The sequence below is a fragment of the Nocardia sp. bgisy134 genome, assembly GCF_965341865.1.
GTDB lineage: Bacteria > Actinomycetota > Actinomycetes > Mycobacteriales > Mycobacteriaceae > Nocardia.
In genome coordinates this window covers 182,910-196,905 of the sequence record NZ_CBDQZP010000006.1, presented here as the reverse complement: position 1 = coordinate 196,905, position 13,996 = coordinate 182,910, and the positions used below count along the sequence as shown (strand labels likewise).

Below are 13,996 nucleotides of genomic sequence, written 5' to 3'. Positions count from 1 at the left end.
ATTTGTCGAGGAAACTTGTTTCAGTTTCGGACCGGAGTGAAGTACATGGGCCTCGAATGGGACCTGACCGCTGACGTTGTCGTCGTCGGATACGGCGCCGCGGGCGCGTCCGCCGCGCTGGAGGCGACGGAGGCGGGCGCGCAGGTGCTGGTGTTGGAACGGTTCACCGGCGGCGGCGCGTCCGCGCTGTCCGGCGGCATCATCTACGCGGGCGGCGGTACGTCGGTGCAGCGCGAGGCCGGGGTGGACGATACCCCGGAGCAGATGCTCGCGTATCTGGAACGCGAGGTCGGCGCGGCCGTCACACCGGCCACCCTGCGCCGCTTCGTGGACGAGAGCCCGGCGATGATCGAGTGGCTGAAGGGGCACGGCGTGCCCTTCGAAGCCTCGCTCTGCCCGTACAAGACCTCGTATCCGAACGACAGCTACTACCTGTACTACTCCGGCAGCGAGGTCTCCGGCTACGGCCGCGAGGTCGCCGAACCCGCGCAGCGCGGCCACCGCGTCAAGGGCAAGGGCACCTCGGGCAAGCAGCTCACCGGTCCGCTCGCGGCCTCGGCCTCGCGTCGCGGTGTGCGCGTCGAAACACTCACCACGGCAACGCGATTGATCACCGACAGTAACGGCGCGGTGATCGGCGTCGAGTGCCGGTCGCTGCGCGATGCGCCCGGCCGGATCAGGGAACGCTACAGCCGCATGGCCAAGCTCGCCGCCAAGCCCGGCATCTACTATCCGCCGCTGCGCAAGTCGATGGAGCAGCGCCTCGAGGTGCTCGATCGCCGGTACGGCACGACGATTCGCGTGCAGGCGCGGCGCGGCGTGATCGTCAGCGCGGGCGGCTTCATCGCCAACCGCGCCATGCTCGCCGAATACGGCCCGCAGTATCGCGCCGGTCTCGCGCTCGGCACCACCGGCGACGACGGCAGCGGCATCCTGATGGCGCGCACGGCCGGTGCGGCCACCGACCGCATGGGCAACGTCTCGGCCTGGCGATTCATCCTGCCGCCCAGCGCTTTCACCGGCTCGGTGCTGGTCGACGCGCACGGTCGCCGGGTGATCGACGAGACCCGCTACGGCGCGGCGGTCGGCCATGCGCTGATCAACGAGCACGAAGGCAAAGGCTGGCTGCTCGCCGACGCGAACCTGATGCGCACCGCGATCCGGCAGATCCGCACCCAGGCGACCTGGTTCCAGCGCGCCCAGTTCGAGGTGATGCGCCGCAGCGCGGTGCGCGGCGCGACGCTGGAAGTCGCCGCGGCCAAGGCGGGCATCGATCCGGCCGGGCTGCGCGCGACCGTCGACGCGCACAACGCCGCCATCGCGAACGGCGCGCCCGATCCGGCCGGCAAGCCCGCCGAGTTCACCGAACCCGTGCGCAGCGGCCCGTACTGGCTGTTGGATGTGGGGATCAAACCGAGCCTGACCAACCCGTGCCCGATGCTCACCCTCGGCGGCGTGGTCGTCGACGAGCGGACGGGCGCGGTGAAAACCGCTGACGGCGACAACATTCCCGGCCTGTACGCCGCGGGCCGGACCGCCGTCGGCATCTGCTCGGACTCCTATGTCAGCGGTCTGTCGCTGGCCGACTGCGTCTTCTCCGGTCGCCGCGCGGGACGGTCCGCGGCGAGCGAACAGGCCGTCCTCGAAAAAGCAACAGTGGAAGGAAACTAGCGTGCTGACCGACGCGGTACGAACCGAACTCGCCGACGAACTCGCGCGGGCCGAGAACGATCGGGTCGCCATCGACCCGCTGGTCGCGCGATACCCCGACATCGACGTGGTCGACGCCTACGAGATCCAGCTGATCAACATCCGCCGCAGGCTCGACAGCGGCGCGCGCGTGGTCGGCCACAAGGTCGGCCTCTCGTCCAAGGCCATGCAGCAGATGATGGGCGTGGACGAGCCCGACTACGGACATCTGCTCGCGGAAATGCAAGTGTTCGAAGACGTTCCGGTCGAGGCGGGCCGCTACCTGTTCCCGCGCGTCGAGGTCGAGGTCGGGTTCGTGCTCGGCGCCGACCTGCCCGGCGCGGACTGCACCGAGGAGGACGTGCTCGCCGCGACGGTCGCCTACGCGCCCTCGATCGAGCTGATCGATTCCAGGATCAAGGACTGGAACATCGGCCTGTGCGACACCATCTCGGACAACGCGTCCTCGGCGGGCTACGTGCTCGGACCCGAGCGCGTCGCGCCGAAGGACATCGACATCAAGGCCATCGACGCGGTGCTCACCCGCAACGGCGAGGTCGTCGCGGAGGGCCGCAGCGACGCGGTGCTCGGCGACCCGGTCATCGCGGTGGCCTGGCTGGCGCGCAAGGTCGCCTCGTTCGGGGTGCGGCTGAAAAAGGGCGACGTCGTGCTGCCCGGCTCCTGCACCCGCGCCATCGACGCCCGTCCCGGCGACCAGTTCCACGCCGAGTTCGCCGGACTCGGTTCGGTCCGACTGCATTTCACCTGAGTCCACCACAGAGCCCACCCGCCCCGCCGGCTTCGCCGGCTGCCAACCCCCAGAGCCCACCCGCCCCGCCGGCTTCGCCGGCTGCCAACCCCCAGAGCCCACCCCCGCCGGCTTCGCCGGCCGCCATCCCCAAGGAGGCCAACCGTGTCCGACAGGACCGTAACCGCCGCGATCGTCGGGTCCGGCAACATCAGCACCGATCTGCTCTACAAGCTGCTGCGCTCGGAGGCCATCGAGCCGCGCTGGATGATCGGCATCGATCCGGAGAGCGAGGGCCTGAAGCGGGCCCGCGGGCTCGGGCTGGAGACCTCGCACGAGGGCGTCGACTGGCTGCTCGGCCAATCCGAACTGCCCGACCTGGTTTTCGAGGCCACCTCCGCCTACGTGCACCGCGCCGCCGCGCCGAGGTACGCCGAGGCGGGTATCCGCGCGGTGGACCTCACCCCGGCTGCGGTCGGCCCCGCCGTGGTGCCGCCGGTGAACCTCGGCGCCAACCTGGACGCGCCGAACGTCAACATGATCACCTGTGGTGGTCAGGCCACCATCCCGATCGTGGCGGCCGTCTCCCGCGTCGTACCGGTGCCGTACGCCGAGATCGTCGCCTCGGTGTCGTCGGTGTCCGCCGGGCCGGGCACCCGCGCCAACATCGACGAGTTCACCAAGACCACCAGCCGCGGCGTCGAGACCATCGGCGGCGCCGAGCGCGGCAAGGCGATCATCATCCTGAACCCGGCCGAGCCGCCGATGATCATGCGCGACACCATCTTCTGCGCCATTCCGGAGGACGCCGACACCGACGCGATCGCCGACTCCATCCACCGGATGGTCGCCGACATCCAGCAGTACGTGCCCGGCTACCGCCTGCTGAACGAACCGCAGTTCGACGAGCCGTCGGTGGTTTCCGGTGGCCTGGCGAAGGTCTCGGTCTTCGTCGAGGTCGAGGGCGCGGGCGACTTCCTGCCGCCGTACGCGGGCAACCTCGACATCATGACCGCCGCGGCCACCCAGGTCGGCGAGGTCATCGCGAAGCAGGTGAGCCGAGCGCAGCGAGGCGACGAATCAGACACAGCACGATCGGCCCGGGTGTAAGGAGCGTTCCCCATGGCATATTCAGCAGAACTCGATATCCGCGTCACCGACACCTCGCTGCGTGACGGCTCGCACCACAAGCGCCACCAGTTCACCGCCACCGAGGTGCGTGACATCGTCGCGGCGCTCGACGGCGCGGGCGTTCCGGTCATCGAGGTGACCCACGGCGACGGGCTCGGCGGTTCCTCGTTCAACTACGGCTTCTCCAAGACTCCCGAGCAGGAGCTGGTGAAGATCGCCGCCGAGACCGCCACGCAGGCCAAGATCGCGGTGCTCATGCTGCCCGGCGTCGGCGTCAAGGAGGACATCAAGGTCTCCCAGGACAACGGCGCGTCCATCTGCCGCATCGCCACCCACTGCACCGAGGCCGACGTCTCCATCCAGCACTTCGGCCTCGCCCGTGAACTCGGGCTGGAAACCGTCGGCTTCCTGATGATGTCGCACACCCAGCCGCCCGAGGTGCTCGCCGCGCAGGCGCGCATCATGGCCGACGCGGGCTGCCAATGCGTGTACATCGTCGATTCCGCGGGAGCTCTTGTCCTGGAGCAGGTTTCCGACCGCGTCGCGGCCGTCGTCGCGGAACTCGGCAATGATGCCCAGGTCGGTTTCCACGGCCACGAGAACCTCGACCTCGCCGTGGCGAACTCCATCTACGCCATCCGCGCGGGCGCCACCCAGATCGACGGCAGCGCACGGCGTTTCGGCGCGGGCGCGGGCAACACGCCGGTCGAGGCACTGGTCGGCGTGTGCGACAAGCTCGGCATCAGCACCGGCATCGATTTCTTCGCCATCGCCGACGCCGCCGAGGACGTCGTCCGCCCGGCCATGCCGCAGGAATGCCTGCTGGACCGCCAGGCCCTGATGATGGGCTACGCCGGTGTCTACTCCAGCTTCCTCAAGCACGCCGAGCGTCAGGCCGAACGCTACGGCGTCTCCGCCGCCGAGATGCTCGTGCGCGCGGGCAAGCGCAAGCTCGTCGGCGGTCAGGAAGACCAGCTCATCGATATCGCGCTGGAGTTGCAGCGCGAACAGCAGGCCGTCTCCGCCTGACCAGTGAAGCGACCGGCCCGCGGGTGGTTCGCCATCGCTCGCGGGCCCGGTCGCCCGACCGCCCGCTTCGGTTCGCCGAGGCCTTCGGCGGTCGAATTCGTCTGCGGTTCTGGACAGTCGGACGCCGAGCGCCTGTCACGGCAGTCGCCATCTCCTACTATTGGGCACACATTGTCCGGTGAATCGGGGGTGCGAAAGTGACCGACAGCTCCAACGCGATCGATCAGTCCAAGCCCAGCATCGCTCGGGTCTACGACTATCTGCTCGGCGGTAAGGACTACTACCCCGTCGACCAGGAGATCGGCGACCACTTCAAGAACAACCTCCCCGGTTCGGTGGTGATCGCCACCTCCAACCGGCAGGTATTGGTGCGCGCCGTAGGCGAACTCGCACAGGCGGGCCTGCGGCAGTTCATCGACCTCGGCAGCGGTCTGCCCACCTCCGACAACGTGCACCAGGTCGCGCAGCGGCACATTCCCGATGCCAAGGTGGCCTATATCGACAACGATCCCATCGTGCTCGCGCACGGACGCGCGCTGCTGGCGGCCGACGAGCGGACGGTCGTCATCCAGGCCGACGTCCGCGACCCGAAGACGATTCGCGAGCATCCCGAGGTCACCGGGCTGATCGATTTCGATCAGCCGGTCGCCGTCATCTTCAGCGCGATCCTGCATCACCTCAACGACGACGAGGATCCCGCCGACGTCGTTCGCTTCTGGAGCGACCAGATCCCCTCCGGCAGCGCGGTATTCATCTCGCACTTCCGCTCGGGGCACAACGCCGAGACGGCGGCGGTCGAGGCGAAGTTGCAGGCCACCTTCGGCCGTGGGCGCTGGCGCACCGACGAGGAGATCGCCGCGCTGTTCGGTGATCTCGAGATCCTCGAGCCCGGCATCGTCCCCGTCTCGCAGTGGCGGCCCGAGCCCGTCCAAGGCCCGACCGCCGTCCGCGAACTCACGGTCTGGGAGCAGCTCATCGTCGCGGGCCTGGCCAGGAAGCCGTAGATCTCGTATCCGAATTGCCCCTGTTCACACGATTGCTCATTCAGTTGGCGGCACGCGGCGGGTAGCGTCGAGTCCGCGCGACCTGTCGACTACGACCTAGGACGGATGATGAAGCGAAACCTGAACTGCCCCTGCGGCGAGGCCATCGTCGGGACCGACGAGGACGATCTCGTCGCGAAGACGAAGGCGCATCTGGCGGAGAACCACCCGGGGCACGATTACTCGCGCGACGAGATCCTTTTCATCGCCTACTGATTCGAGCGCTGCTCCACTTGGCCGCCGGTCGATCGGCGGCGATGTCATCCCGCTGTGCGTTCGTCAGGCGTGACGGCATTCCGCTGCGCCTCGGCACCAGGCGATGCGGTGGTGCGGCGGGCCCTTTTTCCGCGTGCGATTTCGGTGGCGAGGGCGTCGAGCGGCTGGGTGAACTGGTGGAGCGGTTCGGTCAGCGCGGTCAGCCAGGCGCGGGCCGCGTCCACGCCCGCGGGGTCGAGGGCGTACAGGCGGCGGGTGCCCTCGGCCCGCACGCTCACCAGCTCGGCGTCGCGCAGCACCTTCAGATGCTGGGAGACGCCGGGCTGGGAGATCGAGGTGTACTGCTGCACCGCGGCGACCACCGCGCCCGCGGGCTGCTCGCCCGCCGCGACCAGTTCGAGAATGTAGCGGCGGATCGGATCGCCGAGCGCCTCGAAGATCTTCGCCGGAGAAGCGGCCATCAGGACTCGGCGCCGTCCTCGGGCTCGGTGGTGTAGAAGGTCACCGTCTGGTTCGCTGCCGTGATCGCCGCGGTCGGGTCGTCGCCGTCCGCCACCGCCGCGTCCGCCCACCCCTCGGCCGCCGCCCGGATGAACGCGATGCCCTCGGGAGTCGTGTGGAAGGTCAGCACCTCGGCGGCGTCGAGCACCGCAGAACTCGCCAGGTGCAGACCCAGACCCATGAGCGCGAGATCCCAGCCGACGCCGACGGCGCCCGGACCGTACTGCGCCCAGAATTCGGGATCCACCGGCGCTTCGTGCTCCAGTTGCAGCAGCGTCCCGTCCTCGTTCGGGCTCAGCGTGACCGTCAGCCACGACACCTGCGGCCCCATCTCCCAGGTCACCGCGAACCGCCGCGGTGCCTCGCACTCCTCGATCACCCCGTTCGCGTTCCCCTCGAGCTGATACCGCCCACCGACCGCCAGCTCCCCGCTCACCGGCAGGAACCACCGCGGAATCCGCTCCCCGTTCGTCAACGCGTCCCACAGATCGGCCTGATCGGTCGGATAACTCCGCCGAGCCACCGCGATCCGCGTCGTCTCCCCACCCCTCGACCCGGTACGAACCTCACGAACCACAAGCCCGGCGATCCCCGTGGGATCAGTCAACAAGGGCATGACAACCTCCTTTGATAAGTTGGAGCTTATATTAGCGGATGCACGTGCCCGCGCCTGCGAATCCGTAGACACGCGCCTGCGTACGAGGTGATGCCTTCGGGTATCGGAGAGTCCCACCCAGGCGAAGGCCGAGAAGAGCAGTTGTGATAGCTACGCTTCTCTCGGACTGGACCTGCTCTCAGAGCTGGAAGGATGCGGGATTGATCGCGCCCGCGATCCGCGAGTAGCGCAGCCTCGTCGCGTGACAGGAGTGGTCCTCACTCGCCGAGGTCTTGCCGCGGCTCGTCTCGGTATCCGTGGCCGATCAGCCGATCTCGCCCCATCTCCACGACTGGGCAGGATTCCAGCAGACCCACCACTTCGCCGAGGTGCACGGCAAAGATTTCCAAGAGTGCCTTGTTGGTCGTGTTGCCTGTCGCGACGATGAGTACCGGCTTGGGGCACTTCTTGATGACATGGCTGACCCAGAAGTCGCGATCCTTCGTAATGACAACCCGGCCCTCTCGGTCGGCGCGGGTCGCGATCACGGAATCCGGCGTGCGGTTTCCCAGCGGGAAGTCGCTGGTGTGCACGGCGTCGTGGCCAGCAGGCGACAGCAAAGTGACGAGCTGGCGGGGAAGCTGTGCGTCGACGAGGAAATTCACGCGGCGTCGAAGGGGATGGTTGTCCGCTGCGCCGTCACCACGGCGGCGTACTCGAGCGCTGCGAGGATGTCCTCGTACTCGAGATCCGGGTAATCGCCGAGAATCTCGTCAGGGCGCATCCCCGATGCCAAGAGCTCGAGCAGCATCTCGACCGGATACCGCAGCCCCCGGAGCACGGGCTTGCCGTGGCAGATCTCGGGGTCTGTGGTGATGCGACCGAGTAGCGACATGGTTCAACTCTATCCAGTGCCGACGGTGCATCGAATCGAATTGTTTACGATGCACCGCACCGGCCTTCGCGGAGGGCGATGCGGCCCCGGCTACAGCATGCGTTCCGGGATGGCTGTGATGAGGCCGCCGTCGACCAGGAGATCTTGGCCGTTGATGTAGGAGGCTTCGGGGGAGGCGAGGAAGGCTACGGCGTCGGCGATGTCTTCGGGGGTGCCGAGGCGGCCCGCGGCCACGGCGGTGATGGCGGCGGCTTTGGCCTCAGGGGAGACGTTGTCGCGGTAGGAGGGGGTTTCGATGTAGCCGGGGCTGACGGAGTTGACGCGGATTCCCCTCGGGGCCAATTCGGCGGCGAGGGCGCGGGTGAGGTTGTGCACGGCGGCTTTGGTCGCGGAGTAGAGGGACGCGCCGGGAACGCCGCGGTGCAGGGCCCAGGAGGCGTTGACGACGACGGCCGCGTGGTCGGCCAGCAGCGGCAGGGTCTTCTGAACGGTGAAGAAGACGCCCTTGAAGTTGATGTCGACGACCTTGTCGAATTCGGCTTCGGTGATGTCGGCGGTCGGCTGGAAGGCCGCGACGCCCGCGTTGGCGAAGAGCACGTCGAGGCGGCCGTAGCGGTCGCGGAGGGTGTCCGCCAGCGCGTCGATGTCGTCGAGGTCGGCGACATCGCTGCGCAGGCCGAGGAGCCGGTCGCCGCCGTCCAGTTCTTCGACCGCCGCGTCCGCCTGCTGGATTCCCTCCTCGAAGCGGCCCGCCGCGAGTCCGCCGACCGAATCGCGAACCGAGCTACGCGGACTGCCGCTGCCAGCCGCGCTCGAAGATCCGCATGAGCGCGGGATACACCAGCACGTACCGAAATGGCGCGATCGCGGCCATGTACGCCTTGCCGAAGAGCCCGTTCGGCTTGACGAGCACCGCCATCTGCCCGCGATAACCGCCGGATTCGTCGGGCACCCAGCCGATATGCATCACCGTGTGGACGGTGCGGTTGGCCATCTCGGCCGCCCACTCGTTCTCGGTGAGATACACCGAGGTGAATGGATACCCCTCGTTGTCGGGACCGCACGGGCCGTCGCGCAGGTCGTCGGGCAGCCGCTCGCGCAGCGAGACGACCCGCGCGCCCACCGCCGAATCGGGGTCGTCCCAGCCGAGCAGCGCGCCGAGTTTCCAGCGGATGTCGAACAGGACGCGGAAGACGAGAGGTTGCGGGGTGTCGTGATCGGTCGTGATGAGCCGCACCAGGCGCGGCAGGTCGTCCGGACCGCCCGGTGTCGGCAGCGCCCACACATCCTCCACAACGAAATCGGGGGCGATCTCATGGATGCGCCATGGGCGCTCGGTGTGCGCGGTGTTGGGGATCTTCATTTCGGGCCTCGCTCTCAGGACAGGGAACGGAGTCTCAGGATTTCGCGCGGGCGTCGCTCCTGGGCGTCGAAGGCGACGTCCACATGCCGACCGTCATGTCGGCCTCCTCTCACGACAGCCGACGGCATCGTCAATCGACTTATGCCGCAACAGCTTTCAAATATACGATGGCGTACATAATCGATAGTAGACCGCTCGCGAGGCGGTGTCGACACCCTCGGCGATACTGAAGGCATGGTCGCCGTCACACGGACACCCCGCAGCCGATGGATCGAGCAGGGGCTCACCGCTCTCGCGGCGGGCGGCCCGGACGCCGTGCGGATCGAGAACCTCGCCACGGCGCTCGGCGTCACCAAGGGCGGGTTCTACGGGCACTTCGCCGACCGCAACGCCCTGCTGGAGGAAATGCTCGACACCTGGGAGCGAGAGAGCACCGAGGCGGTGATCGAGCAGGTCGAACAGGAGGGCGGCGACGCGCGGACGAAGATCCAGCGCGCGGGCCTGCTCACCTTCTCCGACGATCGCCTGCGGCCGATCGACCTCGCCGTGCGCGACTGGGCCCGGCGCGACGCGGCGGTCGCCGCGCGCTTGCGTCGGGTGGACAACGAACGGATGGGCTATCTGCGCCGGCTGTTCGGCACCTACTGCACCGACCCCGACGAGATCGAGGCACGCAGCATGCTCGCCTTCTGCCTCGCGGTCGGCAAACACCTCCTGGCCGCCGATCACGGTGATCGCAGTCGTCGCGAGGTGGTCGCCCGGGCGTCGGCGTTCTTGCTCGAACCGCCCGAGGAGTGACGCCGTGTTCGAGTGCCGGTGCCGAGCAGCGGCTGATCGCCGTTCGCGTACGCGTCGACGCCTTGGCCGACACACGCCGAGGGAGTCAGTCGGCGGCGCGACCGAGTTCGTCGATCGCGCGCCCGAGTCGGGCGGCGCGTTCGGCGTCGGTGCGCGCCTTCATCAACGGTAGGAACAGCGCGTACTGCTCGGACCGGCCGAGACCGTCGAACCTGGTGCGCGCCAGCGGGTTTTGCGCCAGTGCGGCCGAAAGGTCCGCGGGAACTGTCGCGCTGCGCTGGGGTTCGTAGGCGGCGGACCACCGTCCGTCGGCGCGCGCCGCGCGAACCGCCGCCCAGCCAGGATCGCGCAGGCGTCCCGCGGTGATCAACGCCTCCACCTTGCGGACATTGACCAGCGACCACGGGCTCTTCGGGCGGCGCGGGGAGTAGCGCTGGAGGTAATGGTCCGCGTCGAGACCGCGGCGGTGGCTGTCGATCCAGCCGTAGCAGAGGGCGCCGTCGAGCGCCTCGGCGATGGAGATCGCGGCGCCCGCCGTGTGCTTCTTCGCGATCTTCAGCCAGACCCCGGTCGACCGGTCGTGGTTGGCCGCGAGCCACGACTCCCACTGCGCGGAGTCGGCGAAAGCGTGGATCTCGGTGAGCTGGTTCATCGTGGTCTCCCAGGGTGCGAGGGGTGGTCTCACCTGTCGATCATCCGCTCTAAAGCGCTCACCGATTGAGCAGTTTGTTACCGAACTCGCGCGGCCGGGACCTTGTGTCGCCCCATGTTTGCGGAGTAGACGTCAGTCATGAGCAGCATTCTTGTGACCGGAGGAACCGGAGCGTTGGGCAGGCACATCGTGTCGTTGCTGCGCGAGGAGGGGCACGACGTGCGGGTCCTCTCGCGCCGCCCTGGCGCGGGCACGCACGTGGGCGACCTGCAAACGGGGGAAGGCGTGGCAGAGGCCGTGGCCGGTGTGGACGCCGTGGTGCACGCGGCCTCGGATTTCCGCAAATTCGGCGGACCCGATATCGAGCAGACCCGCAATCTCCTCGCGGCCGCGAAGGACGTCGGCCACCTGTTGTACGTCTCGATCGTCGGCATCGACCGCATCCCGTTCCGCTACTACCGGAACAAGCTCGCCTGCGAGCAGGTGATCACCGAAAGCAGCGTGCCGCACACGATTCTGCGTGCGACGCAGTTCCACGAACTGATCGCCGAGATCCTGCAGCGCGTCGAAGGTCTGCCGATCGCCCCGCTGCCGTTGGACTTCCGGTTCCAGCCGGTCGCCACGGTGGACGTCGCGGCGCGCATCGCCGAACTGATCCAAGGGCCGCCGCTCGGTCGCGCCCCCGATTTCGGCGGCCCCGAGGTACTGACCATGGCGGAGCTGGCGGAGGTGTGGCGCGCCGAGCGGTCGCGCCCCCGCCGGATCGTCCGGCTTCCCTTGCCGGGCAAGGTGGCGCGAGGCTTCCGTGCGGGCGACAACACCTGCCCCGACCACGCCGACGGCGTGCAGAAGTGGGCGCAATACGCCGCCACCGTGGAGGGAACCGTCTATTAGCGCAGCCGGGGGTACGCCCTACCGCTGAACCGGCCTCACAGCCAGGTGTCCAGCGTGGTCGTGGTGAGGAAGTGGTCGAGATCGGCGCGCCACGGCGCGGGCACGGTCTTCTCCGGCTCGATGGCGGTGTACTGACCGCGATAGAACAGCAGGGGCCTGCCGGAGTCCGTGGACTCCGACAGGACCTGCACGCGGCCGATCACGATGTAGTGATCGCCGCCGTCGACGACGCTGTCCACCGTGCACTGGATCGTGGCCAGCGCGTCGTCCAGTACCGGGAGCTCCAGTTCCGATGTGTGCCACGGGGTTCCGGCGAACTTGTCGGGTTCGCGGGAGCCGAAGCGGGCACACAGCTGCTGTTGTTCCTCGGCGAGGATGTTGACGCAGAAGCGTCCTGATTTCTCGATCGCCGCCCAGGAGCGCGACGCCTTGGTGGGGCAGAACAGCACCAGCGGGGGATCGAGGGACAGGGCGGCGAACGATTGACAGGCGAAGCCGATCGGCGCCGCGTCGTCGCCGAAGGCGGTGATGACGGTGATGCCGGTGCAGAACTGCCCGAGCACATTGCGGAACTGGCGCGCATCGATCACCGGATGCGCGTCGACGGTCGGTTTCGTCTCCATCACAGGCTCGCTCACCCCGTCCGTCATTGCTGGCGCTGGCCCACCGTGAAGTCGTGGCCCCACAGGCTCACGGCGGTGGACTCCCTGGCGATCCAGTCGTGGTCGTCGACTTCCAGTCCCTCACAGCCGAATTCGACATCGAAGCCGCCCGGCGTCTTCATGTAGAAGGACAGCATCTTGTCGTTGACGTGCCTGCCGAGGGTGGCCGACATCTTGACCTTCTTGCGCAGCGCGCGATCCAGGCACAGGCCGACGTCGTCGGCGTTCTCCACCTCGAGCATCAGGTGGACGATGCCGCTCGGTGTCGGCATCGGCAGGAACGCCAGCGAGTGGTGGCGCGGATTGCAGCCGAAGAACCGCAGCCAGGCTGGTTCGCCGTCGGCGGGACGGCCGACCATCTGCGGTGGCAGCCGCATCGAGTCGCGCAGCCGGAACCCGAGCACGTCGCGGTAGAACTCCAGCGCGGCCTTGTCGTCGGAGGTGCTGAGCACCACGTGGCCGAGACCCTGCTCCTCGGTGACGAACCGGTGCCCGTACGGGCTGACCACCCGCCGGTGCTCCAGCGCGACGCCGTGGAACGCCTCGAGCACGTTGCCCGACGGGTCCTCGAAGCTGATCAGCTCGTAGACGCGCCGATCGGCCTTCTCCGCCGCGCTGCCCTCCTTGTAGGGCACGCCCGCGGCGTCCAACCGATTCCGGATGTCTTGCAGTTCTTCGGCATTGGCGGTCTCCCAGCCGGAGACCTGGAGCCGGTCCTTGTCACCGGGGACGATCACCAGCCGGGCCGGGAATTCGTCCATTCGCAGGTAGAGCGCGTCCGGGACCGAACCCTTGCCCTCCACCATGCCGAGCACCTTGAGGCCGTACTCGCGCCAGGCCGCCATATCGGTGGCCTCGATGCGCAGATAGCCGAGCGATCGAATGCCCATGATCTACTTCTCCTTGCCGGATCCGGACAGGAAGTCCGTTGCCAGCCGGTTGAATTCGTGGAACTTCTCCAACTGTGCCCAATGCCCGCAGCCGCCGAACACGTGCAGCTGCACCCGCGGAATCATCTTTGTGGCGATGATGGCGCCGTCGAGCGGGTTGACCCGGTCCTCGCGGCCCCAGATGAGCAGCACCGGCTGGCGCAGCTTGTAGGCGTCGCGCCAGAGCATCCCGAGCTCGAAATCGGGCCCGGAGAACGACTTGCCCATCGCGCGGGTCGCGGCCAGCGCCTCGGGGGTCTTGGCCGATTCGAAGCGCTGGTCGATGAGTTCTTCGGTGATCAGCTTCTGGTCGAAGACCATGATCCGCAGGAACGCTTCGAGATTCGCCCTGGTCGGCTCGAAGTTGAAGCGCGAGAGCAGTTTCACGCCCTCGGTCGGGTCCGGCGCGAAGGCGTTCAGGCTCAGCCCGCCGGGGCCCATCAGCACCAGCTTGCCCGCGCGGTCCGGGTAGTCGAGCGCGAACCGGACCGCGGCGCCGCCGCCGAGCGAATTGCCGAGGATGTGCACCCGGTCGGTGATCTGCAAGTGGTCGAGCAGATCCTTCAGCGCCGACGCGGAGTGCGCGAAGTACTGCGGATGATCGACCGGCTTGTCCGACTTGCCGAAACCGGGCTGATCCACCGCGAGCACATGGAAATTCTGCGCCAGCACGGGGATGTTCCGTGCGAAATTCGACCAGGACGACGCGCCGGGCCCGCCGCCGTGCAGCAGCACGATCGTCGGCCCGTTGCCGCTGCCCGCCTCGTGGTAGTGCAGGCGCAGATCCGGCCGGACCTGCGCGTAACGCGAGGTCGATTCGAAGGTGAGTTCAGCAGTGGTGGTCACGATGC

The 13,996-nt window shown here is 68.1% G+C and carries 18 protein-coding genes; 8 read left to right on the top strand and 10 right to left on the bottom strand.

The features are described 5' to 3' along the window. Positions 1–45 precede the first annotated feature (45 nt). The 6 genes from ACRWNM_RS13535 to ACRWNM_RS13510 all read left to right on the top strand — a co-directional run bounded on the left by ACRWNM_RS13535 (position 46) and on the right by ACRWNM_RS13510 (position 5,856). The gene (locus ACRWNM_RS13535; RefSeq protein WP_431967436.1) at positions 46–1,671 is read left to right on the top strand and encodes an FAD-binding protein; all 1,626 of its coding nucleotides are present in this window, start codon (positions 46–48) and stop codon (positions 1,669–1,671) included. A 1-nt stretch (position 1,672) separates the two neighbouring features. Further along, complete coding sequence (locus ACRWNM_RS13530) at positions 1,673–2,458, top strand: 2-keto-4-pentenoate hydratase (RefSeq protein ID WP_431967186.1); 786 nt, start codon at positions 1,673–1,675, stop codon at positions 2,456–2,458. 144 nt (positions 2,459–2,602) lie between these two features. Further along, positions 2,603–3,547: an acetaldehyde dehydrogenase (acetylating) gene (locus ACRWNM_RS13525; protein WP_431967184.1), complete on the top strand. Its 945-nt coding sequence runs from the start codon at positions 2,603–2,605 to the stop codon at positions 3,545–3,547. Positions 3,548–3,559: 12 nt separating this feature from the next. After that, positions 3,560–4,597 carry a 4-hydroxy-2-oxovalerate aldolase gene (gene dmpG / locus ACRWNM_RS13520; protein ID WP_431967182.1) on the top strand — a complete coding sequence of 346 codons (1,038 nt, stop codon included), beginning with the start codon at positions 3,560–3,562 and terminating at the stop codon, positions 4,595–4,597. 197 nt (positions 4,598–4,794) lie between these two features. After that, positions 4,795–5,601, top strand: a complete 807-nt coding sequence (locus ACRWNM_RS13515; RefSeq protein ID WP_431967180.1) for an SAM-dependent methyltransferase — start codon at positions 4,795–4,797, stop codon at positions 5,599–5,601. Between the two features lie 108 nt (positions 5,602–5,709). After that, complete coding sequence (locus tag ACRWNM_RS13510; RefSeq protein ID WP_431967178.1) at positions 5,710–5,856, top strand: DUF1059 domain-containing protein; 147 nt, start codon at positions 5,710–5,712, stop codon at positions 5,854–5,856. Between the two features lie 44 nt (positions 5,857–5,900). On the opposite strand, the gene ACRWNM_RS13505 is transcribed toward ACRWNM_RS13510, so the two are convergent. From ACRWNM_RS13505 to ACRWNM_RS13480, 6 genes are all read right to left on the bottom strand, one after another. Continuing rightward, complete coding sequence (locus tag ACRWNM_RS13505) at positions 5,901–6,317, bottom strand: ArsR/SmtB family transcription factor (protein ID WP_431967176.1); 417 nt, start codon at positions 6,315–6,317, stop codon at positions 5,901–5,903. Next, positions 6,317–6,973, bottom strand: coding sequence for an SRPBCC family protein (locus tag ACRWNM_RS13500; RefSeq protein WP_431967174.1), 657 nt, complete (start codon positions 6,971–6,973; stop codon positions 6,317–6,319). Before ACRWNM_RS13500 ends, ACRWNM_RS13505 begins: the two co-directional genes overlap by 1 nt. Before the next feature lie 257 nt (positions 6,974–7,230). Beyond that, positions 7,231–7,617 carry a DUF5615 family PIN-like protein gene (locus ACRWNM_RS13495; RefSeq protein ID WP_431967172.1) on the bottom strand — a complete coding sequence of 129 codons (387 nt, stop codon included), beginning with the start codon at positions 7,615–7,617 and terminating at the stop codon, positions 7,231–7,233. Beyond that, entirely contained in the window at positions 7,614–7,847 is a 234-nt protein-coding gene (locus tag ACRWNM_RS13490; protein ID WP_431967170.1) for a DUF433 domain-containing protein, read from the bottom strand. The genes ACRWNM_RS13495 and ACRWNM_RS13490 overlap by 4 nt, the downstream gene beginning before the upstream one ends. A gap of 90 nt (positions 7,848–7,937) precedes the next feature. After that, positions 7,938–8,684, bottom strand: a complete 747-nt coding sequence (locus ACRWNM_RS13485) for an SDR family NAD(P)-dependent oxidoreductase (protein ID WP_431967434.1) — start codon at positions 8,682–8,684, stop codon at positions 7,938–7,940. Then, the gene (locus ACRWNM_RS13480) at positions 8,632–9,210 is read right to left on the bottom strand and encodes a DUF2867 domain-containing protein (RefSeq protein ID WP_431967168.1); all 579 of its coding nucleotides are present in this window, start codon (positions 9,208–9,210) and stop codon (positions 8,632–8,634) included. Before ACRWNM_RS13480 ends, ACRWNM_RS13485 begins: the two co-directional genes overlap by 53 nt. A gap of 234 nt (positions 9,211–9,444) precedes the next feature. Between ACRWNM_RS13480 and ACRWNM_RS13475 the strand changes: the two genes are divergently transcribed. Further along, positions 9,445–10,008, top strand: a complete 564-nt coding sequence (locus tag ACRWNM_RS13475) for a TetR/AcrR family transcriptional regulator (RefSeq protein WP_431967166.1) — start codon at positions 9,445–9,447, stop codon at positions 10,006–10,008. A gap of 85 nt (positions 10,009–10,093) precedes the next feature. Here ACRWNM_RS13475 and ACRWNM_RS13470 read toward each other — a convergent pair whose 3' ends face one another. Beyond that, positions 10,094–10,693, bottom strand: coding sequence for a YdeI/OmpD-associated family protein (locus ACRWNM_RS13470; protein ID WP_431967164.1), 600 nt, complete (start codon positions 10,691–10,693; stop codon positions 10,094–10,096). Between the two features lie 105 nt (positions 10,694–10,798). Here ACRWNM_RS13470 and ACRWNM_RS13465 point away from each other — a divergent pair, with 105 nt between their 5' ends. Continuing rightward, positions 10,799–11,554 carry an SDR family oxidoreductase gene (locus ACRWNM_RS13465; protein WP_431967162.1) on the top strand — a complete coding sequence of 252 codons (756 nt, stop codon included), beginning with the start codon at positions 10,799–10,801 and terminating at the stop codon, positions 11,552–11,554. A 35-nt stretch (positions 11,555–11,589) separates the two neighbouring features. Here ACRWNM_RS13465 and hsaB read toward each other — a convergent pair whose 3' ends face one another. The 3 genes from hsaB to hsaD are packed head-to-tail and all read right to left on the bottom strand — an operon-like array spanning position 11,590 to position 13,991. Continuing rightward, the gene (gene hsaB, locus ACRWNM_RS13460) at positions 11,590–12,177 is read right to left on the bottom strand and encodes a 3-hydroxy-9,10-secoandrosta-1,3,5(10)-triene-9,17-dione monooxygenase reductase subunit (protein WP_431967160.1); all 588 of its coding nucleotides are present in this window, start codon (positions 12,175–12,177) and stop codon (positions 11,590–11,592) included. Positions 12,178–12,200: 23 nt separating this feature from the next. Further along, positions 12,201–13,106: an iron-dependent extradiol dioxygenase HsaC gene (gene hsaC, locus ACRWNM_RS13455; protein ID WP_431967158.1), complete on the bottom strand. Its 906-nt coding sequence runs from the start codon at positions 13,104–13,106 to the stop codon at positions 12,201–12,203. A 3-nt stretch (positions 13,107–13,109) separates the two neighbouring features. Further along, positions 13,110–13,991, bottom strand: coding sequence for a 4,5:9,10-diseco-3-hydroxy-5,9,17-trioxoandrosta-1(10),2-diene-4-oate hydrolase (gene hsaD / locus ACRWNM_RS13450; protein ID WP_431967156.1), 882 nt, complete (start codon positions 13,989–13,991; stop codon positions 13,110–13,112). Between the last annotated feature and the right edge of the window lie 5 nt (positions 13,992–13,996).